The organism is Streptomyces melanogenes, from assembly GCF_014649795.1.
GTDB classification, from domain to species: domain Bacteria; phylum Actinomycetota; class Actinomycetes; order Streptomycetales; family Streptomycetaceae; genus Streptomyces; species Streptomyces noboritoensis.
On the sequence record NZ_BMTS01000003.1, the window covers coordinates 460,153 to 479,088 of the forward strand.

20 protein-coding genes are annotated in these 18,936 nt (G+C 73.6%); 12 read left to right on the forward strand and 8 right to left on the reverse strand.

Annotated features, from left to right (window positions below; translation table 11 throughout):
- Window positions 1-104: 104 nt before the first annotated feature.
- Window positions 105-737, reverse strand: a complete 633-nt coding sequence (locus IE252_RS09145) for a TIGR03085 family metal-binding protein (RefSeq protein WP_190088804.1) — start codon at window positions 735-737, stop codon at window positions 105-107.
- Between the two features lie 82 nt (window positions 738-819).
- Here IE252_RS09145 and hisI point away from each other — a divergent pair, with 82 nt between their 5' ends.
- The 11 genes from hisI (at window position 820) to lgt (ending at window position 9,852) form a co-directional block, all read left to right on the forward strand.
- Window positions 820-1,176 carry a phosphoribosyl-AMP cyclohydrolase gene (gene hisI, locus IE252_RS09150; protein ID WP_101387889.1) on the forward strand — a complete coding sequence of 119 codons (357 nt, stop codon included), beginning with the start codon at window positions 820-822 and terminating at the stop codon, window positions 1,174-1,176.
- 9 nt (window positions 1,177-1,185) lie between these two features.
- Entirely contained in the window at window positions 1,186-2,670 is a 1,485-nt protein-coding gene (locus tag IE252_RS09155; RefSeq protein ID WP_190088805.1) for an anthranilate synthase component I, read from the forward strand.
- 140 nt (window positions 2,671-2,810) lie between these two features.
- Window positions 2,811-3,461, forward strand: a complete 651-nt coding sequence (locus IE252_RS09160; protein WP_190088806.1) for a TIGR02234 family membrane protein — start codon at window positions 2,811-2,813, stop codon at window positions 3,459-3,461.
- Window positions 3,462-3,589: 128 nt separating this feature from the next.
- Window positions 3,590-3,862 carry an HGxxPAAW family protein gene (locus tag IE252_RS09165; protein WP_190088807.1) on the forward strand — a complete coding sequence of 91 codons (273 nt, stop codon included), beginning with the start codon at window positions 3,590-3,592 and terminating at the stop codon, window positions 3,860-3,862.
- A 77-nt stretch (window positions 3,863-3,939) separates the two neighbouring features.
- A complete protein-coding gene (locus tag IE252_RS09170; RefSeq protein ID WP_229848131.1) occupies window positions 3,940-4,377 on the forward strand; it encodes a DUF2752 domain-containing protein in 438 nt (145 codons plus the stop codon).
- Window positions 4,378-4,525: 148 nt separating this feature from the next.
- Window positions 4,526-5,335, forward strand: coding sequence for an indole-3-glycerol phosphate synthase TrpC (trpC, locus tag IE252_RS09175; protein WP_190088808.1), 810 nt, complete (start codon window positions 4,526-4,528; stop codon window positions 5,333-5,335).
- Between the two features lie 7 nt (window positions 5,336-5,342).
- A complete protein-coding gene (gene trpM, locus IE252_RS09180; protein WP_190088809.1) occupies window positions 5,343-5,498 on the forward strand; it encodes a tryptophan biosynthesis modulator TrpM in 156 nt (51 codons plus the stop codon).
- A gap of 185 nt (window positions 5,499-5,683) precedes the next feature.
- A complete protein-coding gene (gene trpB / locus IE252_RS09185) occupies window positions 5,684-6,931 on the forward strand; it encodes a tryptophan synthase subunit beta (protein WP_190088810.1) in 1,248 nt (415 codons plus the stop codon).
- Complete coding sequence (gene trpA, locus IE252_RS09190; RefSeq protein ID WP_190088811.1) at window positions 6,928-7,743, forward strand: tryptophan synthase subunit alpha; 816 nt, start codon at window positions 6,928-6,930, stop codon at window positions 7,741-7,743. The genes trpB and trpA overlap by 4 nt, the downstream gene beginning before the upstream one ends.
- A 131-nt stretch (window positions 7,744-7,874) precedes the next feature.
- The gene (locus IE252_RS09195; RefSeq protein ID WP_190088812.1) at window positions 7,875-8,846 is read left to right on the forward strand and encodes a DsbA family protein; all 972 of its coding nucleotides are present in this window, start codon (window positions 7,875-7,877) and stop codon (window positions 8,844-8,846) included.
- An 82-nt stretch (window positions 8,847-8,928) separates the two neighbouring features.
- On the forward strand, window positions 8,929-9,852 hold the full coding sequence (gene lgt, locus IE252_RS09200; RefSeq protein ID WP_190088813.1) for a prolipoprotein diacylglyceryl transferase: 924 nt from the start codon (window positions 8,929-8,931) through the stop codon (window positions 9,850-9,852).
- Window positions 9,853-9,992: 140 nt separating this feature from the next.
- On the opposite strand, the gene IE252_RS09205 is transcribed toward lgt, so the two are convergent.
- The 7 genes from IE252_RS09205 to IE252_RS09235 form a co-directional block, all read right to left on the reverse strand.
- Window positions 9,993-10,811, reverse strand: coding sequence for an HpcH/HpaI aldolase/citrate lyase family protein (locus IE252_RS09205; protein WP_190088814.1), 819 nt, complete (start codon window positions 10,809-10,811; stop codon window positions 9,993-9,995).
- Window positions 10,808-11,995, reverse strand: a complete 1,188-nt coding sequence (locus tag IE252_RS09210) for a CaiB/BaiF CoA transferase family protein (RefSeq protein ID WP_229848133.1) — start codon at window positions 11,993-11,995, stop codon at window positions 10,808-10,810. The genes IE252_RS09205 and IE252_RS09210 overlap by 4 nt, the downstream gene beginning before the upstream one ends.
- On the reverse strand, window positions 11,992-12,897 hold the full coding sequence (gene rbsK / locus IE252_RS09215) for a ribokinase (protein WP_190088815.1): 906 nt from the start codon (window positions 12,895-12,897) through the stop codon (window positions 11,992-11,994). The genes IE252_RS09210 and rbsK overlap by 4 nt, the downstream gene beginning before the upstream one ends.
- Window positions 12,894-14,426 carry an ADP-ribosylglycohydrolase family protein gene (locus IE252_RS09220; RefSeq protein WP_190088816.1) on the reverse strand — a complete coding sequence of 511 codons (1,533 nt, stop codon included), beginning with the start codon at window positions 14,424-14,426 and terminating at the stop codon, window positions 12,894-12,896. The genes rbsK and IE252_RS09220 overlap by 4 nt, the downstream gene beginning before the upstream one ends.
- Window positions 14,423-15,586 (reverse strand): ADP-ribosylglycohydrolase family protein, encoded by a 1,164-nt coding sequence (locus IE252_RS09225; RefSeq protein ID WP_190088817.1) that lies wholly within the window; start codon window positions 15,584-15,586, stop codon window positions 14,423-14,425. Before IE252_RS09225 ends, IE252_RS09220 begins: the two co-directional genes overlap by 4 nt.
- A gap of 71 nt (window positions 15,587-15,657) precedes the next feature.
- Window positions 15,658-16,842, reverse strand: coding sequence for an ADP-ribosylglycohydrolase family protein (locus IE252_RS09230; protein WP_190088818.1), 1,185 nt, complete (start codon window positions 16,840-16,842; stop codon window positions 15,658-15,660).
- Window positions 16,842-17,843: an ADP-ribosylglycohydrolase family protein gene (locus IE252_RS09235; RefSeq protein ID WP_190088819.1), complete on the reverse strand. Its 1,002-nt coding sequence runs from the start codon at window positions 17,841-17,843 to the stop codon at window positions 16,842-16,844. The genes IE252_RS09230 and IE252_RS09235 overlap by 1 nt, the downstream gene beginning before the upstream one ends.
- 241 nt (window positions 17,844-18,084) lie before the next feature.
- Between IE252_RS09235 and IE252_RS09240 the strand changes: the two genes are divergently transcribed.
- A complete protein-coding gene (locus tag IE252_RS09240) occupies window positions 18,085-18,816 on the forward strand; it encodes a VIT1/CCC1 transporter family protein (RefSeq protein WP_190088820.1) in 732 nt (243 codons plus the stop codon).
- Window positions 18,817-18,936: the final 120 nt, after the last annotated feature.

Sequence of the window (18,936 nt, forward strand, 5' to 3'; positions counted from 1 at the left end):
GGGGGTCCGGGGGCGAAGCCCCTGGCAGCCCGCCCCGACCCACCACCCGGCCGCCCGCCAGAGGGCTTTCGGGAAGGGGCGGGGTGGGGGTCAAAACCCCGGGATCAAACCCCCAGCTTCGCTTCCAGCGCCCGCGTCGTCGCCGACTTCTCGCCCTCGATCTCGACATCCGCCGCCGCCTGGCGACCCGACGCGAACAGGGCCAGTTCCGACGGCTCGCCCGTGACCGTCACCACGGGCGCGCCCCGGCGGGCCACAGCCGTCTGGCCGTCGGGGCGCCGCAGCACCAGCCCCACCGGCGACCGCCGCCCCATCACCCGCGCCATCCGCTCCAGCCGCGACCACAGCACGTCCGAGAACACCGGATCGACCGGCCGCGGCGTCCAGTCCGGCTGGGCCCGGCGGACGTCCTCGCCATGGACGTAGAACTCGACCGCGTTCGCCCCCTCGTCCACCTGCTTGAGGTTGTACGGCGAGTACTTCGGCGGCCCCGTACGGAACAGCCGCACCAGCTCCTCGTACGGCTTCGCGGCGAACTCCGCCTGCACCCGGTCCAGCCGGGGCTTCAGCGCGCCCAGGATTATCCCGCCGGCCGCGTCGAGGCGGCGCTCGCGGACCACCAGATGCGCCGCGAGGTCGCGCGCGGTCCAGCCCTCGCAGAGGGTCGGGGCCTCGGGACCCGCCGCCTCCAACAGGTCGGCGAGCAGCAGCCGTTCACGCTTGGCATGGGTCGACATGGGGGCCAGCGTACGACCCGTACCCACGTCCGCCCAGTGGACGCACCGCCGGAGCGCCCCCGAGCCACGGCACAATGGGGCCATGACCAGCACTCTCGACCCCGCCGTCGCCGCCCGCCTGAAGCGGACCGCCGATGGACTGGTCCCGGCCATCGCCCAGCAGTACGACACCGGCGAGGTGCTCATGCTCGGCTGGATGGACGACGAGGCCCTGCACCGCACCCTGACCACCGGCCGCTGCACCTACTGGTCGCGCAGCCGGAACGAGTACTGGGTGAAGGGGGACACTTCCGGGCATTTCCAGCACGTGAAGTCCGTCGCGCTCGACTGCGACGGGGACACCCTCCTCGTCAAGGTCGACCAGGTCGGGGCGGCCTGCCACACCGGGGATCGGACATGCTTCGACGCCGACGTCCTGCTGCCCGCCGCCGGTCAGTAGGGTCGCGCCATGGATCTCGAAACCTTCCGCAAGCTCGCGGTGGACCGCCGCGTCATCCCGGTCAGCCGCCGCCTCCTCGCGGACGGCGACACCCCCGTCGGGCTCTACCGGAAGCTGGCCGCCGAGCGGCCCGGCACCTTCCTCCTGGAGTCCGCCGAGAACGGCCGGTCCTGGTCGCGCTACTCGTTCGTGGGCGTGCGCTCCGCCGCCACGCTCACCGCCCGCGACGGCGAGGCCCACTGGCTGGGCACCCCGCCCGTCGGCGTCCCCACCTCGGGCGACCCGCTGGAGGCGCTGCGGGCCACCGTCGAGGCGCTGCACACCCCGCGCGACCTGGCGGCCGGGATGCCGCCGTTCACCGGCGGCATGGTCGGCTACCTCGGATACGACATCGTGCGCAGGCTGGAGAAGATCGGCGAGCACGGCCGCGACGACCTGCGGCTGCCCGAGCTGACCATGCTGCTCACCTCCGACCTCGCCGTGCTCGACCACTGGGCCGGGTCGGTGCTCCTGATCGCCAACGCGATCAACCACAACGACCTGGACACCGGCGTCGACGAGGCCTACGCGGACGCCGTGGCCCGGCTCGACGCCATGGAGGCGGACCTGGCGAAGCCGGTCGAGTACGCGCCCGCCGCACTCCCGCCGTCCGAGCTGCCCGAGTACACCGCGCTGTGGGGCGGCAAGGCCTACCAGGACGCCGTCGAGGACATCAAGGAGCGCATCCGCGCGGGCGAGGCCTTCCAGGTGGTGCCCTCGCAGCGGTTCGAGACGCCGTGCAGTGCCTCCGCGCTCGACGTCTACCGGGTGCTGCGGGCCACCAACCCGTCCCCGTACATGTACCTCTTCCGCTTCGACGGCTTCGACGTCGTGGGGTCGAGCCCCGAGGCGCTGGTCAAGGTCGAGGACGGGCGGGCCATGGTCCACCCGATCGCCGGCACCCGGCACCGGGGCGCCACCCCGCAGGAGGACAACGACCTGGCCGAGGAGCTGCTCGCCGACCCCAAGGAGCGGGCCGAGCACCTGATGCTGGTGGACCTGGGCCGCAACGACCTGGGCCGGGTCTGCGAGCCGGGCAGCGTCGAGGTCGTCGACTTCATGTCGGTCGAGCGGTACTCGCACGTCATGCACATCGTGTCGACCGTGACCGGCCGGGTCGCCCCGGGCCGTACCGCCTTCGACGTGCTCACCGCGTGCTTCCCCGCCGGAACCCTCTCCGGCGCGCCCAAGCCGCGCGCGATGCAGATCATCGAGGAGCTGGAGCCGAGCCGCCGCGGCCTCTACGGCGGCTGCGTCGGCTACCTCGACTTCGCCGGGGACTCCGACACCGCCATCGCGATCCGCACCGCGCTGCTGCGCGACGGCACGGCGTACGTCCAGGCCGGAGCGGGGGTCGTGGCCGACTCCGACCCGATCTCGGAGGACAACGAGTGCCGCAACAAGGCGGCGGCGGTGCTGCGGGCCGTGCACACGGCGAACCGACTCAACGGCTAGGCCCGCGCTCCTTGGATGGGCCCGGAGGGCCCTCTCAGGGGCGCGGGGAACTGCGCGACCAGCCATCCACGGTCCGCAGCCGAACTGTTCCCGCCATAAACCCGCCCCCGGCTGACAAGATCACCGCCGCGCAGGCGATAGTGGAGTACGTGAGTGCCGTACCCGTACCCCAGTCGCGTGCCGATTCCGCGTCACCCGCCCGCGCCGGAGGCCGTCGCACCCTCGCCGCCGCCCTCCTCCTCGCCGCGGCCGGCGCCGCCGTCGTCCTGCTCGCCTCCGGGCAGACCTGGGCCGAGGGCCACGCCGCGGTCGGGGGCGGCTCCGTGCCGCTGCGCGCCACCGGACAGAACGTCACGGGCGTGCCCGCCGCGCTCGCGATAGTCGGGCTCGCCGCGCTCGTGGCGGTCTTCGCCGTTCGCCGGGCCGGCCGCCTCCTCGTCTCCGGGCTGCTCGCACTGAGCGGCGCCGGAGCCGCGCTCGCCGCCTTCCTCGGCGCCGACGACAGCGCCGCGCTGGACGAGAAGGCCGCCAGGACCAGCGGCGACGCCGCCGAGACCATCAGCGGCCTCACCCACACCGCCTGGCCCTACGTCACCTTCGCGGGCGGTCTGCTGCTCCTGATCGCCGGGCTGCTCGCGCTGCGGTTCGGCGCCGCCTGGCCCGCGATGGGCGGGCGCTACGAACGCGACGGCAGCCCCCGCGCCCGCAAGCCCCGCGCGGTCAAGGACCCGGAGCGGCCCGAGGAGCTGTGGAAGGCCCTGGACCGGGGCGAGGACCCGACCGGAGTGTGAGGCGCCCCACGGGCCCCGGGCTCGGGGCACGCGCGCGGGTGCGCGACAATGGTCGGTGAACGGTCGGCGTCCCCCGGGACGTGGCGGCCGTCTCCGCGACCCAGAGATTCACCAACGAGGAGCAACTCATGGCGGGCAGCAGCGGCGGCCACGGACACACCCCGGCCGCCTGGACCGGTTCGATCATCTCCTTCATCGGGTTCTGCGCGGCCTCGGTCTTCATCGTCGCCGCCAACCCGATCGGCTTCTGGGCCGGTACGGCGCTCACCCTGCTCGGCGCGGTCGTCGGCGGCATCATGAAGATGATGGGTATGGGCACCCCCAAGGAGTCCGCCGAGATGGCCGCGGCCCGCGAGGAGGCCGGTCTCAAGGCCCGCGCCCGCCTCGCCGAGGCCCGCTGAGCCGACGGACGCCGTACGTGGATGAGGCGCGGCCCCCTGGGGCTGCGCCTCTCCGCGTGAACGGGGACAATCACCGCGTGGACGCCACCCCGACCCCGACGCCCGCCCCGGCGGCCCCCGCCGCCGCGCGCCGGCTGCTCGTGCCGCTGGGCACCCTGGCCGGGGTCGCCGCCGCCTTCGCGTACGTGGGCGCGGTCGACCCGAACGAGCCCGGCCACTACCCCGTCTGCCCGCTGCTGCGGCTCACCGGCATCTACTGCCCGGGCTGCGGCGGTCTGCGCAGCGCCCACGACTTCATCACCGGCCATTTCGGCGCGGCCCTCGGGGCCAACGCGCTCGCGGTGGCCGGTTATGTGCTCTTCGCGGTCCTGTGGGTGGTCTGGGCCGTGCGCGCCGCGCGCGGGCTTCCCTTCCGTGTGGACCTCAAGGACGCCCATTGGTGGGGTGTCGGCGCGCTGCTGCTGGTCTTCTCAGTTGTCCGGAATCTACCGTTCGGGTCTGTGCTGGCGCCGTGACATTCCGTATATCTCCCCACGTCCCGGCTGTCCGAGGAGTGGGACGGGCGTCAACCGGATGCGAGCCCTTCGCCTCGGTGCGGATACCATCGTCATGGCTGATCCTGGCCGATCGTCAACGTCACCGTTCTGGAAGGGGGCCGCTCGCGTGAGTGTGCTCGACGAGATCATCGAGGGCGTCCGCGCCGATCTGGCGGAGCGGCAGGCGCGGGTCGGCCTCGACGAGCTCAAGGAGCGCGCCGCCAAGGCGCCCCAGGCTCGGGACGGCGTCGCGGCCCTGCGCGGCGACGGCGTCAAGGTCATCTGCGAGGTCAAGCGCTCCAGCCCGTCCAAGGGCGCGCTCGCGGCCATCGCGGACCCCGCGGGCCTCGCCGCCGACTACGAGGCGGGCGGCGCCGCCGTCATCTCCGTGCTCACCGAGGAGCGCCGCTTCGGCGGCTCGCTCGCCGACCTGGAGGCCGTCCGGGCCAAGGTCGACATCCCGGTGCTGCGCAAGGACTTCATCGTCACCGCGTACCAGCTGTGGGAGGCCCGGGCGTACGGGGCCGACCTGGCGCTCCTGATCGTCTCCGCCCTGGAGCAGCCCGCGCTGGTCTCGCTGATCGAGCGGGCCGAGTCCATCGGGCTCACCCCGCTGGTCGAGGTGCACGACGAGGAAGAGGTCGAGCGGGCGGTCGACGCGGGCGCGAAGATCATCGGCGTCAACGCGCGCGACCTGAAGACCCTCAAGGTCGACCGCACCACCTTCGAGCGCGTCGCCCCCGAGATCCCCTCGCACATCGTGAAGATCGCCGAGTCCGGCGTGCGCGGCCCGCACGACCTGATCGCGTACGCCAACGCGGGCGCGGACGCCGTCCTGGTCGGCGAGTCCCTGGTCACCGGCAAGGACCCCCGCGGAGCCGTCGCGGACCTGGTCGCCGCGGGCGCCCACCCGGCCCTGCGCCACGGACGGAACTGACCTCACCATGCCCATTGCCGCCCGACTCGCCCCCGGCTGCCGCCCCCGCGGCTGCCGCGCTCCGGCGCGCCGGGTGCACGGGCGCCGGGTGCGCTACGTGATCGGCGACGAGCCGGGCCAGGTCAACGGGATGCGATGGCGTGGTGCCCTGAGCGCCGCCTGAACTGAGCACCCCGCATGCCCTTAGGGGCGCGGGGCTGTATCGATATGCGACTCCGTCGCGCGGGCGCGACCAGCCCACCACGGGCCTGCAGTCGCGCACTCGGTTCAGTACGGCGGCGCCTGGGCGCACTCGTGACCACACGTAACCCAGGACCGGGGCCAAACGCGCCCCGGGGAGGTATCCCCATGTCCCACGAGTTCTTCATTCCCGACCCCGAGGGCCAAGTCCCCACACCCGAGGGCTACTTCGGCGAGTTCGGCGGCAAGTTCATCCCCGAGGCGCTGGTCGCCGCCGTGGACGAGGTCGCCGTCGAGTACGAGAAGGCCAAGGCCGACCCCGCCTTCGCCGCCGAGCTCAACGACCTCATGGTCAACTACACCGGCCGCCCCAGCGCCCTCACCGAGGTGCCCCGGTTCGCCGAGCACGCGGGCGGCGCCCGGGTCTTCCTCAAGCGCGAGGACCTGAACCACACCGGCTCGCACAAGATCAACAACGTGCTCGGCCAGGCGCTGCTCACCAAGCGCATGGGCAAGACCCGCGTCATCGCCGAGACCGGCGCGGGCCAGCACGGCGTCGCCACCGCGACCGCCTGCGCCCTCTTCGGCCTCGAATGCACCATCTACATGGGCGAGGTCGACACCCAGCGCCAGGCGCTGAACGTCGCCCGGATGCGGATGCTCGGCGCCGAGGTCGTCCCCGTGAAGTCCGGCAGCCGCACCCTCAAGGACGCCATCAATGAGGCGTTCCGCGACTGGGTCGCCAACGTGGACCGCACGCACTACCTGTTCGGCACGGTCGCGGGCCCGCACCCGTTCCCGGCCATGGTCCGCGACTTCCACCGGGTCATCGGTGTCGAGGCCCGCCGCCAGATCCTGGAACGCGCCGGACGGCTCCCGGACGCGGCCGTGGCCTGCGTCGGCGGCGGCTCCAACGCCATCGGGCTCTTCCACGCCTTCATCCCGGACGCGGACGTCCGCCTCATCGGCTGCGAGCCCGCCGGGCACGGCATCGAGAGCGGCGAGCACGCGGCGACCCTGACCGCGGGCGAGCCGGGCATCCTGCACGGCTCGCGTTCGTACGTACTCCAGGACGACGAGGGCCAAATCACCGAGCCCTACTCGATCTCGGCCGGTCTGGACTACCCGGGCATCGGCCCGGAGCACTCCTACCTCAAGGACACCGGCCGCGGCGAGTACCGCGCGGTCACCGACGACGCGGCCATGCAGGCGCTGCGGCTGCTCTCGCGCACCGAGGGCATCATCCCGGCGATCGAGTCCGCGCACGCGCTCGCGGGCGCCCTCGAAGTCGGCCGCGAGCTCGGCAAGGACGGGCTGCTCCTGGTCAACCTCTCCGGGCGCGGCGACAAGGACATGGACACGGCGGCCCGCTACTTCGGGCTGTACGACAACGGGGCCGAGGGGGACGCGAAGTGAGCGGGAACGTACAACTGCTGAGCGACACCCTCGCCAAGGCGAAGGCCGAGGACCGGGCCGCGCTCATCGCCTACCTCCCGGCCGGGTTCCCGACCGTCGACGGCGGCATCGAGGCGATCAAGGCCGTCTTCGACGGCGGCGCGGACGTGGTCGAGGTCGGTCTGCCGCACAGCGACCCGGTCCTGGACGGGCCGGTCATCCAGACCGCCGACGACATCGCGCTCAAGGGCGGGGTGAAGATCGCCGACGTGCTGCGCACGGTCCGCGAGGCCCACGCGGCCACCGGCAAGCCGGTCCTGGTGATGACGTACTGGAACCCCATCGACCGGTACGGCGTGGAGCGCTTCACCGCCGAGCTGGCCGAGGCGGGCGGCGCCGGGTGCATCCTGCCCGACCTGCCGGTCCAGGAGTCCGCGCTGTGGCGCGAGCACGCCGACAAGCACGGCCTGGGCACGGTCTTCGTGGTCGCGCCCAGCAGCAAGGACGAGCGGCTCGCGACGATCACGGCCGCCGGTTCCGGCTTCGTGTACGCGGCGTCGCTGATGGGAGTCACCGGCACGCGCGCGTCGGTCGGCGCACAGGCCGAGGACCTGGTGCGGCGCACCCGGGCCACCACCAGCCTGCCGGTCTGCGTCGGCCTCGGCGTCTCCAACGCCGAGCAGGCCCGGGAGGTCGCGGCCTTCTCCGACGGCGTGATCGTCGGCTCGGCCTTCGTCCAGCGGATGCTGGACGCGCCGGACCACGCGAGCGGGCTGGCCGCCGTGCGCGCCCTCGCGGGTGAACTCGCGCAGGGCGTACGCCGTACGCCGTAAGGGTGTAGGCCGTCCGCCGCAACGCTCCGTAACCCTGCCCGGGTAGGGGCGGACCCGGACCGCGTTAGCTCGTACGGGTGGATATCGGACCGGGGAGGCACGTCGGTGCCTCCCCGGTTCGTTTTGCGGGTGTGAGCGAGAAGAACCAAGAAGGCAAGAGAACGGCCCGCGAGCGGCTGGCCCAGGAGCGCGAGCGGCAGCGGTCCCAGGACCGCCGCAGACGCACGATGATCGTCGCCGCGGCGGTGGTGTGCGTCCTCGGGCTGGCCGCCGTGATCGGCGTGATCGCGGCCAACACCAAGAGCGACGGCAAGAAGAGCACGGCGGGCCCGTTGCTCGCGCCGACCGGCGCCGAGGGCAAGGACAACCTGGCCATCCCGGTGGGCGCCGCCGACGCGCCGTCCACGCTCACGGTCTGGGAGGACTTCCGCTGCCCGGCCTGCGCCATGTTCGAGAACAACTTCCGGACCACGCTCCACGATCTGGAGAACAGCGGCCAGATCAGGGTGGAGTACCACCTCGCCACCCTGATCGACCGCAACCTCGGCGGCAGCGGCTCGCTGCACGCGGCGAACGCGGCGGGCTGCGCCCAGGACGCGGGCAAGTTCCTGGCGTACCACGACGTGCTCTACGGCAATCAGCCCAAGGAGACCGATGACGCGTTCGCGAAGAACAGCAGACTGATCGAGCTGGCAGGGAAGGTCCCCGGCCTTGACACCGGCGCCTTCCGCTCCTGTGTGGAGGACGGCAAGCACGACAGCTGGGTCGCCAAGTCCAACAAGGCGTTCGAGAAGGCCGCCTTCTCGGGCACGCCGACCGTCCAGCTGAACGGGGAGTCGATCTTCCCGAAGAGGGGCGACGAGGAGATCAGCCCGGCGAACCTGAAGAAGTGGGTCGCCGAGGCGAACAAGGGCAAGCAGCCGGGGACGGTTCCGCCGTCGCAGCCGGGAGCCGCGACGCCGAGTGCCCCGAGCTCGCCGCCGGCGGGGGCGCCCGCCGAGGACGGGGCGCCGAAGCACGGGCACGCCCCGGGAACGGCCCCGAAGAAGGCCCCGGCGGCGGTCCACCCGAGCAAGGCGGTTCCGGCTCACGAGGCCCCCTAGCCCCTGCCGTCCCGCTCGTTACTCAGAAGTTGCCGGGTGGGTGGTCCGACCGCCCGCCCGGCAAGGTAGCGTCGACCCTGCCATGAACCTCGCCTTCATTCCCAGCCCGTCCACCGGCGTGATCCATCTCGGACCGATCCCGCTGCGCGGCTACGCCTTCTGCATCATCATCGGTGTCTTCGTCGCCGTCTGGTACGGCAACAAGCGCTGGATCGCCCGGGGCGGCAAAGCCGGCACCGTGGCCGACATCGCCGTCTGGGCGGTGCCCTTCGGCCTCGTCGGCGGTCGGCTCTACCACGTCATCACCGACTACCAGCTGTACTTCAGCGACGGTGAGGACTGGGTCGACGCCTTCAAGATCTGGCAGGGCGGGCTCGGCATCTGGGGCGCGATCGCGTTCGGCGCGGTGGGCGCGTGGATCGGCTGCCGCCGTCGGGGCATCCCGCTGCCGGCCTGGGCCGACGCGCTGGCCCCCGGCATCGCCTTCGCCCAGGCCGTGGGCCGCTGGGGCAACTGGTTCAACCAGGAGCTGTACGGCAAGCCGACCGACGTGCCGTGGGCGCTGAAGATCTCCGAGGGGACGAACCGGGTCGCGGGCACGTACCACCCGACCTTCCTGTACGAGTCGCTGTGGTGCCTCGGCGTCGGCTTCCTCGTCATCTGGGCGGACCGCCGCTTCAAGCTGGGCCACGGGCGGGCGTTCGCGCTGTACGTCGCGGCGTACTGCGTGGGGCGCGGCTGGATCGAGTACATGCGGGTCGACGAGGCCCACCACGTGCTGGGTCTGCGCCTCAACGACTGGACCGCGATCACCGTCTTCGTGCTCGCCGTGACGTACATCGTGATTTCTTCGCGGGTGCGGCCGGGGCGGGAGGAAGTGGTCGAGCCGTCCTCCGCTGACGCGGAGGCGAAGCCGGAGTCGGAGGATGCGCCCTCTGACGACGCGCCCGCCGACGAGGCCGAGAAGTCGATGCCGTCCGAGAACGGAACGCCGAGCAAGGGCTGAGCCCTTTGAGGCCCGGTGTTCGTCTGCGGACCGTATGTGGCTGGTCGCGCAGTTCCCCGCGCCCCTAAGTACCTAGGGGCGCGGGGAACTGCGCGACCAGTTGGGGACGGCCCGCAGACGAAATCTCACCCCCCGGAGGGTTAAGGGAACGGGCGGGGTGGGGGATCCCTCTGGGCCAAGGACAGCGTGCGGCGCGCAGCCTCCACCACCGCCGCATCCACGAAGCGACCATCCGCCAGCGCCAGCGCCCCCGTGTCGGTGGGCGACGCCGTGAGGATCTCCTCCGCTGCCGCCACCTCCGACGCCGACGGCAGATAGGCCCGCTCGATCACCGGCAACTGCGCCGGATGGATCGCCGCGCGCCCCAGGAAGCCCAGCCCGCGCCCGTGCGCGCAGGACGCGGCGAGCCCCGCCAGATCGCTGATGTGCCGGTACACCGACTGCGCGGGCGGGGCCAGCCCCGCCGCCCGCGCGGCCACCACCACCCGGCTGCGCGGCCAGTCCAGGCCCGACTCGTTGCGTACGCCCAGATCCGCGCAGAGGTCCGCCTCGCCGAGCGCGATGCTCCGCACCGACGGGTGGGCACAGGCGATCGTGTACGCGTGCTCCACGCCGAGCGCGCTCTCCAGGAGCGGGTGCAGCGGGACGCCGGGCGCCAGGCCCGCGATGCGCTGGACCTGCTGGGGGTGGGTGATCTTGGGCAGCCGCAGGCCCGCCAGACCGGGGAGCCCGGCCAAGGCCCGTACGTCCTCCTCCGTGGCCACCCGGACGTGCACCGGCGTGGACAGTGGCTCGGCGAGCAGCTCCGCCGTCGCCGCCCGCGCGTACTCCTTGCGGTCCGGCGCCACCGCGTCCTCCAGGTCCACGATCACCACGTCCGCGCCCGCCGACAGCGCCTTCTCGACCACCTGCGGCCGGTCGCCGGGGGCGTAGAGCCAGGTCAGCGGGATCGTCGTCACAGCGCGCCCGCCCCGCGCAGCGTGGTGATCTCCTGGGCGGACAGGCCCAGTTCGGTCAGGACCTCGTCCGTGTCCGCGCCGTGCGGGCGGCCCGCCCAGCGGATCGCGCCCGGGGTCTCGGAGAGCCGGAAGAGGACGTTCTGCATCCTGACCGGCCCCAGCTCCGGGTCGTCGACCGTGGTGAGCGTGTCCAGCGCGCGGTACTGGGGGTCCGTCATCACCTCGCGGATGTCGTAGATCGGCGCGATCGCCGCCTCCGCCTTCTCGAACGCCGTCATCGCCTCCTCCCGGGTGCGGCGGGCGATCCAGCCGCCCACCGCCTCGTCCAGCTCGTCCGCGTGGTCGGCCCGCCCCGAGCCGGTAGCGAACCACGGCTCGCCGATCAGGTCCGGGCGCCCCACCAGCCGCATCACCCGCTCGGCCACCGACTGGGCCGAGGTGGAGACGGCGAGCCAACTGCCGTCCGCCGTACGGTAGGTGTTGCGCGGGGCGTTGTTGCGGGAGCGGTTGCCGGTGCGCGGCTGGACGTAACCGAGCTGGTCGTACCAGATGGGCTGGGGGCCGAGGACCGTCAGGATCGGCTCGATGATCGCCATGTCGATCACCTGCCCGCGCCCGGTGGCGGCGCGCGCGGTGAGTGCGGTCAGGACGGCGTACGCGGTGGCCAGCGCGGCGATCGAGTCCGCGAGGCCGAACGGCGGCAGCGTCGGCGGGCCGTCCGGCTCGCCGGTGACGGCCGCGAAGCCGCTCATCGCCTCGGCGAGCGTGCCGAAGCCGGGGCGGTGGGCGTACGGGCCGTACTGGCCGAAGCCGGTGACCCGGGCCAGTACCAACCGGTCGTTGGCGGCGGCCAGTTCGGGCCAGCCCAGGCCCCAGCGCTCCAGGGTGCCCGGGCGGAAGTTCTCGATGATCACATCGGTGGAGGCGGCGAGCCGGAGGAGGGTCTCGCGGCCGCCCGGCGTGGACAGATCGAGGGTGATCGTCCGTTTGTTGCGGCCGAGCAGCTTCCACCACAGCCCGACGCCGTCCTTGGCGGGGCCGTGGCCGCGCGAGGGGTCGGGGCGGCGGGGGTGCTCGACCTTGATGACCTCGGCGCCGAAGTCGCCGAGCATCGTCGCGGCGAGCGGCCCGGCGAAGAGGGTGGCGAGGTCCAGAACCCGCAGTTGTTGCAGGGGAGTCGTCACCGGGCGGTTCCCTCGGCCGCCGCCGCGTCGATCTCCTTGCGGTACGGCATGGCGGCCACCGCGCCGGGCCGCTGGACCGAGAGCGCGGCGGCGTCCGACGCCCAGGCGAGCGCCTGCGGCATCGCCCGGCCCTCGCCCAGGGCGACGGCGAGTGCGCCGACGAACGTGTCGCCCGCGCCCGTCGTGTCGACCGCGGTCACCTCCGGGGCCGGGACCGCGACCGGGTCCTGGCCGCGCGCCGCGTACAGGCTGCCCCGGGCGCCGAGCGTGACCACCACCTCGGGGACGAGTTCGAGCAGCGCGCGGGAGGCCGCCTTGGGGTCGTCGATGCCGGTGAGCGCGGCGGCCTCGTGCTCGTTGGCCACCAACAGGTCGGTGGCGGCGAGGAGTTCGGGCGGCAGGGGCTGGACGGGGGAGGGGGTGAGGACCGTGCGCACCCCGTGGCGCCGGGCCGCCTTGGCACCCTCGACGACCGTGTCCATCGGCAGCTCCAGCTGGAGCAGCAGCGACTCGGCGCCCGCGATCAGCGCCTCGTCGCCGGGGCCGAGGTGGGTGACGGAGGCGTTGGCGCCGGGGATGACGACGATCGCGTTGCCGCCGTCCGCGTCGACCACGATGTGGGCCGTGCCGGACGGCCCCTCGGTGGTGCGCACGAGGTCGGTGTCGACACCGGAGCCGTCGAGCGCGGCCCGCAGCCGTACGCCGAACTCGTCCGTGCCGACCGCCCCGATGAGCGCGACGTCGGCGCCCGCGCGGGCCGCGGCGACGGCCTGGTTGGCGCCCTTGCCGCCCGGGATCGTACGGAAGTCGTGGCCGGTGACGGTCTCGCCGCGGCGCGGGGCGCTCTTCACGTAGGCGACCAGGTCCATGTTGGTGCTGCCGAGCACCGCGATGCGCGTCATGCGCTCCGTACCTCCTGGGGGATGTGGGGTGGGGTGAGCTGTGCGGTCAGTTCCGCGAGGGTGTCGAAGCCGGTGCCGTCGAAGTCGGCGACGGTGGTGGCGAGGCGGTTCTTGAGCGGTGCGGTCCAGCGGGCGGGCAGGGCGTCCGGGTGCCCGGCGAGGAGCCCCGCGAGGGATCCGGCGGTGGCCCCGTTGGAGTCGGTGTCCCAGCCGCCGGACACCGCGCGGCAGATGGAGCCGGAGAAGTCGCCGTCGGCGTGGGTGAGGGCGGCGGCGAGCAGGGCGGCGTTGGGGACGGCGTGCACCCAGTGGTAGCCGCCCAGGGTGGTGTGGAGGTGGTCGACGACGGTGTCGAAGTCGCCTTCCTGGTGGGCGAGGTGGATGCCGAGGCGTACGGCCTCCGCGAGGCGGGAGCGCGGGGGGATCACCGCGAGGCCGCCCTTCAGGCAGTCGTGTACGTCGTACGCGCCGGTGGCGGCCAGGGAGATCGCCGCGGCCGTGAACATCGCGCCGTACACGCCGTTGGCGGTGTGGGTGAGGACGGCGTCGCGGTGCGCCTGCTCGGCGGCGGCCGCGGGGTCGCCCGGGTTGGTCCAGCCGTGGACGTCGGCGCGGATGGTGGCGCCGATCCACTCGCGGAACGGGTTGCGGTGGGTGGCGGTGTGCGGCGGCTCGATCCCGTCGAGGAGGTTGCGGTACGCGACGCGCTCGGCGGTGAACGTACGGCCCGCCGGGAGCTCGTCCAGCCACAGCTGGGCGACCTGGGTGGTGGTGAAGGCGCGGCCGTGGCGCTGGAGGAGGAGCAGGCCGAGGAGGGGGTAGTTGAGGTCGTCGTCCTCCGGCATGCCGTCGATGTTCTCGGCGAGGGAGGTGGGGGCGGAGCGGCGGTTCCAGGGGTACGTGGTGGCCAGGTCGGTGGGGAGGCCGGTTGCGGTGAACCAGGTGTGGAGGGGCCAGTTGGAGGTGGCCCGAGCGATGGCTCGGATGCCGTGGAGGGGCAGCTTCTCGACGGGCTTGCCGAGCAGGCAGCCGGCGGCGCGGCCTAGCCAGGCGGCGTGGAGGGCGTGGAGTTCCCCCACCCCGCCCCTTCCCGAAACCCTCCGGGGGTGGGGGTGGGGAAGGTGGTTCTCCGGGGGCTCCGCCCCCGGGCCCCCAGGCGGGGGCTGCGCCCCCTGCACCCCGCTTGCGGGGCTGCGCCCCTGCACCCCCTCGGGGCTCCGCCCCGGACCCCGGACTGGGCTGTGACTGGTTGCCGTCGCCGACTTGATCGCCTCGTAGTCCGTCGGTTCAGCCTCACTCAACCGGCAGGGGAGAGTGCCCAGTTCGTCCAGCAGGGCCAGCGCCAGCCTGCGTAGTTCGGGGGGTGCGGGTGTGGGGGACGCGCCCGCCGATCGAGGGGCCTTCCCGCCGCCCGCTGCCCTCCAGCGTGCCGCGATTCGCCCCGCCTCCCTGCCGTCCTCCCTCGCCTGGCGGAGTTCGTGGGGGAGTAGGTCCTCCGGCTGGACCCAGGTCAGGCGTAGGGGGGTCATCGGGTCAGCGCCTCGAAGGCCTTGTGGTGGGCGGACTGGCGGGTGCGGTCCTTCTCGTACACCTCGCGGGTCACCTCCGTCAGGGCCCGTGCGGGGGCGTGCAGGTCCAGGCGGCTGGCCTCGGCGATCTGTTTGGGCCAGGCGGCGGGGATGGGGGCCTCGCCCCGGAGCGCGCCCGCCAGGGCGCCCGCCATGGTGGCGATGGAGTCGCAGTCCCGGCCGTAGTTCACCGCGCCGAGGACCGCCGTGCGGTAGTCGCCGTCGGCCACGAGCAGCATGCCCAGGGCGATCGGGAGTTCCTCGATGGCGTGCAGGCGGGACGGGCGGCGGGCGCCCAGGGACGGGGCGCGGTAGTCCGGGCCGACGGTGTCGAAGGGGGCGATCGCCGCCCGCAGGGGGGCCAGAGCCGACTCGAAGTCCGTGTGGGCGGAGGCCGTTTCCGCCACTGCCTCGATCGCCGAGCGCGTTCCGTCTTTTGCCAGGGTCAGGCATGTTTCCACGACGCTCGTCGCCGTCGCGTTCGGTGCGCACGCCGCCGCCACCGCCGCCGCGAACACGCCCGCCGCCTCCCGGCCGTACGAGGACTGGTGCGGGGCCGCCACCTCCAGGGCTTCCGCGTACGCCGCCGCCGGGTTGGCCGCGTTGACCAGGCCGACCGGGGCCATGTACATCGCCGCGCCGCAGTTGACGATGTTGCCGGTGCCCGCCTCGCGCGGGTCCACGTGGCCGTAGTGCAGCCGGGCCACGATCCACTTCTCGGCGAGGAAGATCCGGTGGAGGGGGATCGCCTCGGCTTCGAGCTCCGGGATCCAGCGGGGGTGCGCGATCAGGTCGGGGACCAGGTGGTCCGCGACCGCGTACGCGTCCAGGTGGTCGCGGACCTGCTCATACACCCGGATCAGCGCGTGCGTCATCAAGGTGTCGTCGGTGACGTGGCCGTCGCCCTTGTGGTACGGGGCGATCGGCCGCGCCGTACGCCAGTCGTCGCCGTGCCAGGGGCCGACGACGCCGTGGACGCGGCCGCCGTGCCGCTCCACGATCTGCTCCGGGGTGTAGCCCTCGACCGGGCCGCCGAGGGCGTCCCCGACGGCCGCGCCGACCAGGGCGCCGGTGATGCGGTCCTCAAGAGTGAGCGTCGTGTACGACGTCGTGAGCGTCATGCCGGAATTGTCCACCCTGGACGGTCAGTTCGCGGGGGTTCGCGGCACTTTCGCCTAAAGCGGTGAAAAGCTCAGCCGCCCGGCGGGTGGCGCAGCGTGTCGGCGAGGAGCCCGGCGAGCTCCACGAGGTCGGTGCCGGCCAGGCGCGGGAGGGCGCAGCCGGACAGGGTGCGGCAGGCGTCCAGCCAGGGGGCGGGGATCGCCGCGCCGCCGCCGAGCGCGCCGGTGAGCGCCCCGGCGAGGGCGGGCGCCGAGTCCGCGACCCGGGACAGACAGGCCGCGGCCGGGACCGCCTCGGCGACCGTGCCGCGCGAGGCGGTGGCCAGGGCGAGGGCGACGGGGACGGTCTCGGCGGCGGCGATCCCGTAGCTGTAGACGTGGTCCACGATCTGGTGCTCCAGGAGCGGGACCAGGGCGAACGCGCCCGCCGTGTCGTCGGCGAAGTCGTGCGCGAGCTTGACGGCGTGCTGGGCGTTGCGGCCGATCTCGGTGTCGGGCGGGAGTTCGTCGAGGGCGGCCGCCACGGCGTCCTGGACCCCGGCCCCGCCGAGCGCGGCCGCGACCGCCGCGGCGACGGCCCGGGCGCCGTGCACGCCGTCGCCGTCCTGGGTGTACCGGGCGTCGAACTCGGCCAGTTCGGCGGCTTCCCGGGGCGCGCCGGGGTGGACGACGGCGAGGACGGCGGCGCGTACGCAGGCGGCGTCGTCGAAGTAGTGCGGGTTGTCGTGGCCGGTGGCGGGCGGGCGCAGGCCGGTGGCGAGGTTGCCGAGGCCCGCGCGTACGGAGATGCGGGCGCGCAGGGGGAGCACCGCGGACTCGACCTCGGGGGCGCGTTCGGCCGCCGCGGCGACCTCGGCGGCGAGGAGGTTCCAGGCGCGGTCGACGGCGGCGCGGACGCGTCGGGCCGGGGTGAGGTGGGCGAGCAGCGGCTCGGCGGCGGTGAGCACGGTCTCGGCGGCGAACGCGGCCCACTCGGCGTCGTCCGACGGGCCCAGGCGCAGCGGTTCGGGGGGCTGGTTGAGGGCGATGGGGACGGGCAGGGTGGTGGTGGCGTTCTGCTCGGCGAAGGTGTCGAGCTCGCGGGTGAGCCGCCGGGTCCACTCGGGCATCCGCGCGGCCCGGTGCCGCGCGGCGGGCCACCCGGCGGCGTCCCCGGCGGCCAGGCCGAGCAGGAGGCCCTGGATGCGGTCGGCCTGGGACAGCCCCGGCACCCCGCTGCGGAGCTCCGTACGCCCCTCGGAAACCTCGTCACCCATCACGCGCTCTCCCCTTCCTCAGGATCCGGCGTCAGCAGGTCCGCGATGTCCAGGACGTGGTAGCCGCGCATCTCGGGGAGGCAGCTGCCGCGGACCGGGCCGATCGCGGAGGACCAGGCGGCGGGGATCGACGCGGCGCCGCCGTACGCGCCGGCCAGGGCGCCCGCCACCGCCGCCGTCGTGTCCGCGTCGCGGCCCATGTTGACCGCCGTCAGGACCGACGCCGTGAAGTCGCCCCGGGCCGTGGCGAAGGCGCCGAAGGCCAGGGCGACCGCTTCGGGGGCCAGGTCCGTCCACGGGTAGCCGCCGATCACCACCGCCGAGCGGACCGCCCGTTCGCCCTGGTCGGCCACCGCCACCGCGCGGCGCAGCGAGCGTGCGGTCCAGGAGTCCATCGGGATCACCGAGAGGGCCGCCGCGATCACCGAGGTGAGGCTCCCGCCCGTCATCGCCGCCGCTACGCCCGCCGCCACCGCCTGGCCGCCGTAGATGCCCTCGCCCTCGTGGCTGACGCAGCCGTCGATCGCCACCAGCCGCGCCGCCTCCCTCGGGGCGCCCGCCGCGAACACGCCGAACGGCGCCGCCCTTATGGCCAGCCCGTCGCTCCAGGCGTGGCGGTGCTGGGCCGAGATCGGCGCGGCCAGGCCCCGGCGGAGGTTCTCCAGGGTTCCGCGCTCGCTGAAGCCCGCGCCCCGGAACGGGCCCTCGTCGCGGTCCGCGATCCAGTGGTGCCAGGCGTGTTCGACATGGGTGACCGTGAGCGCCGAGCCGTGCCGGGCGAGCAGCAGGCCGGAGAAGATGGCGTACTCGGTGTCGTCCGTGCCCGCCGGGTCGTCCGAGACGAAGCCCTCGATCCGGCCCCAGCGGGCCCGGATCTCCGACGGTTTCATGTTCTCGGCGGGGGCGCCGAGCGCGTCCCCCACCGCGAGGCCGAGCAGCGCGCCCCTGGCCCGCTCGCGGATGGCCTCGGCCGTGCCGGGGCCGCTGGCGATCAACTCCATGGGAGGCCTTTCGACGTCGCCGGATCCTTCGCTTGATCTCTGCCACGCCGAACGAGCCGGGAGTCCATCTGTCACCCTCCCGCCACATGTGTGCAAGACCGGCCACGAATGAGCACAACACCCCTCTGACCTGGGTAAGTACGGCCTGCCTTGCTAGCGCGGGGCTTACATCGAGCGTAATTTCGACGGAGAAGAGGGGGGCGGGACGCAAGCGCCCGCTGCTGAACGCAAGGGGAGAGCTGTGTCCGTCATCAACACCGAAGCCGCGCTGCACGAGGCGCACCGGGACAACCACACGCACCGGGACGTCAACGGCGGCTGGCTGCGCCCCGCCGTCTTCGGCGCGATGGACGGGCTCGTCTCCAACCTCGCCCTGATGACCGGCGTCGCGGGCGGTGCCGTCTCGCAGCACACCATCATCGTCACCGGCCTCGCCGGTCTGGCCGCCGGGGCCTTCTCCATGGCCGCCGGCGAGTACACCTCCGTCGCCTCGCAGCGCGAGCTCGTCGAGGCCGAACTCGACGTCGAGCGCCAGCAGTTGCGCAAGCACCCGGTGGACGAGATGGAGGAGCTGGCCGAGCTTTACGTGTCGCGCGGTGTCGAGCCCGCGCTCGCCCGCGAGGTCGCCATGCAGCTCTCCCGCGACCCCGAGCAGGCGCTGGAGATCCACGCCCGCGAGGAGCTCGGCATAGACCCGGACGACCTGCCGTCGCCCGCCGTCGCCGCCGTCTCGTCCTTCGGCTCGTTCGCCCTGGGCGCGATCCTTCCCGTACTGCCGTATCTGCTCGGCGCGACCGCACTGTGGCCCGCCGTGCTGCTGGCGCTGGTCGGTCTCTTCGCCTGCGGCGCCGTCGTCGCCAAGGTCACCGCGCGCTCGTGGTGGTTCAGCGGGGTGCGCCAGCTGGCCCTCGGCGGCGCGGCCGCGGCCCTCACCTTCGGCCTCGGCTCGCTCTTCGGTACAGCGGTGGGCTGACCGGCACCCCGGCCCCGCCGGCACCTCTCGCCCCGAAGGCCCGCCCCGACGTGCACCCGTCCGGGCGGGCCTTCGCCGTGCGCCCGGGTGAGTCCGGGGTCACCATGTGACCTACGTCCT

Excerpts from the sequence above, each read along its gene's own strand:
- IE252_RS09145 (WP_190088804.1), bottom strand. The coding sequence starts at position 737 with ATGTCGACCCATGCCAAGCGTGAACGGCTGCTGCTCGCCGACCTGTTG.
- hisI (WP_101387889.1), top strand. The coding sequence starts at position 820 with ATGACCAGCACTCTCGACCCCGCCGTCGCCGCCCGCCTGAAGCGGACC.
- IE252_RS09155 (WP_190088805.1), top strand. The coding sequence starts at position 1,186 with ATGGATCTCGAAACCTTCCGCAAGCTCGCGGTGGACCGCCGCGTCATC.
- IE252_RS09165 (WP_190088807.1), top strand. The coding sequence starts at position 3,590 with ATGGCGGGCAGCAGCGGCGGCCACGGACACACCCCGGCCGCCTGGACC.
- trpM (WP_190088809.1), top strand. The coding sequence starts at position 5,343 with ATGCCCATTGCCGCCCGACTCGCCCCCGGCTGCCGCCCCCGCGGCTGC.
- trpB (WP_190088810.1), top strand. The coding sequence starts at position 5,684 with ATGTCCCACGAGTTCTTCATTCCCGACCCCGAGGGCCAAGTCCCCACA.
- lgt (WP_190088813.1), top strand. The coding sequence starts at position 8,929 with ATGAACCTCGCCTTCATTCCCAGCCCGTCCACCGGCGTGATCCATCTC.
- rbsK (WP_190088815.1), bottom strand. The coding sequence starts at position 12,897 with ATGACGCGCATCGCGGTGCTCGGCAGCACCAACATGGACCTGGTCGCC.
- IE252_RS09220 (WP_190088816.1), bottom strand. The coding sequence starts at position 14,426 with ATGACCCCCCTACGCCTGACCTGGGTCCAGCCGGAGGACCTACTCCCC.
- IE252_RS09225 (WP_190088817.1), bottom strand. The coding sequence starts at position 15,586 with ATGACGCTCACGACGTCGTACACGACGCTCACTCTTGAGGACCGCATC.
- IE252_RS09230 (WP_190088818.1), bottom strand. The coding sequence starts at position 16,842 with ATGGGTGACGAGGTTTCCGAGGGGCGTACGGAGCTCCGCAGCGGGGTG.
- IE252_RS09235 (WP_190088819.1), bottom strand. The coding sequence starts at position 17,843 with ATGGAGTTGATCGCCAGCGGCCCCGGCACGGCCGAGGCCATCCGCGAG.